The 1,671-nt window shown below is 37.6% G+C and carries 1 protein-coding gene; it reads left to right on the top strand.

Features of this window, described 5'->3' with window-relative positions; all coding sequences use genetic code 11:
- The first annotated feature begins 154 nt into the window (after positions 1-154).
- Complete coding sequence (locus tag CBF29_RS13605) at positions 155-1,468, top strand: IS1380 family transposase (protein WP_126810240.1); 1,314 nt, start codon at positions 155-157, stop codon at positions 1,466-1,468.
- The last annotated feature ends 203 nt before the right edge of the window (positions 1,469-1,671 follow it).

Genomic DNA, 1,671 nt, shown 5'->3' with positions numbered 1-1,671 from the left:
CCTGGATAATTCATACTTATTTGAAAAAACAAGATAAACACTTTTGTGACGGTGTTTATCTTGTTTTATTTTAACACCCTTTGGGTGTACAAAAAGAGCCCCAATCTGTTATGGTTAAAGCGCCTAAACCTAACCAGAGAAAGGGGTTCTCTCAATGCTTACATTACTGGAAAAACAACTTAATTTCAACCCAAAAATTACGATGAACAATACTGGAGGAAATTTATCCACCGATACCGGGCTAGTATTGGTCAAAGAATTTATGACAAAGATTGATTTTACTCGTCAAGCTCAACAGTTGCTTCATTTTGAAGACCAACGTAAATATATCCATCATGATAATATTTCTTTGCTAGAACAGCTCTTACTTCAGATCATTGCAGGCTATTCCGCAGATTCCTCTGCTAATTTTTTACAGAAGGATCCCATCTTTCAACTAATATTAGAAAAAGAAGCAACAGCTTCGCCTGCATCACTTTCACGTTTTTGGAAACGAATTAGTCAAACAACCTTGAGCGACTTCCAGAAATTAAATCAAACGTTGATTGATCAAGCGCGCTTGAATCGACATTTAACCGAGCTGATCATTGATTTAGATTCTACTCATTCCGACACATTTGGCCATCAAGAAGCGGCAAATTATAATGGTCATTATGGTACGATGGGTTACCATCCTTTGGTAGCATTTGATGGTTTAACCGGTGATTTTTTGAAGGCAGAACTGCGTTCTGGCAGTGTGTATACTTCTAATGGCGTGCGTCAATTTTTAGCTCCTCTTTTAGAACACTACAACCAACTGGTGCCTAATACGTATATTCTAGTGCGTGGAGATAGTGGCTTCGCCACGCCTGAATTATATGAGCTATGTGAGACGTCACATGCTTATTATGTTGTTCGTTTAAAAGCCAATAGAAATCTTGGGCAACTCGCAGAAGAATTCATCAGAATTGATGACGATCACGCTTGGGAGCGACGTGAAGTCCATTATTATTCAACAATGTATCAAGCTAAAAGTTGGTCCAGAGAACGTCGAGTTTGTATCAAATCTACTCGTGAAGCGGGAGAACTATTATTTCGTCATGAATTTGTTTTAACCAACTTGACCCATAACATATCCGCTAAACAAGTTTTTAACATTTATCAAAAACGAGGAGCTATGGAGAACTTCATCAAAGAAGCAAAAAATGGGTTTTATTTCGATAAAACGGACAGCTCTAGCTTTACAGAAAACTATGCTCGTATGATGGTCAGTGTTTTGGCTTACAACCTTGTGAATTTTATGAAAAATACTTGTCTTCCGGAAAAGGAAAGGACGTGTTTAGTGGACACCTTGCGTCTCAAGCTCTTTAAAGTAGCGGGGAAAGTGACACATAGCGCCCGAAGGTGGCTGGTGAAAACCAGCACTTCCCACGTTTATCAAGACATGTTTTACAAGCTATCGGAAAAAATTCACCAACTTTGTTGGTGAAGTCAGACCAGTCAAAATTAAAAAAACATATTCCACCAAGGGATAAGTTTGTCCAAAATACTGTTCTCCAATATTGAGAATCCAGCTTCCTTAAATTTTTATCAGATTTTATCCTACTAAGTTGAAAAATAATTTTTTCTTCCACTTTTCACCACAAGAAGTGGAAGAAAAACTTTTAAAGGTTGAAGTATGAAAAATTCAGG

The organism is Vagococcus elongatus, from assembly GCF_003987645.1.
Lineage (GTDB): Bacteria > Bacillota > Bacilli > Lactobacillales > Vagococcaceae > Vagococcus_A > Vagococcus_A elongatus.
Note: the sequence above shows the minus strand (reverse complement) of the source record. Positions and strands in the feature narration are given on the sequence as shown.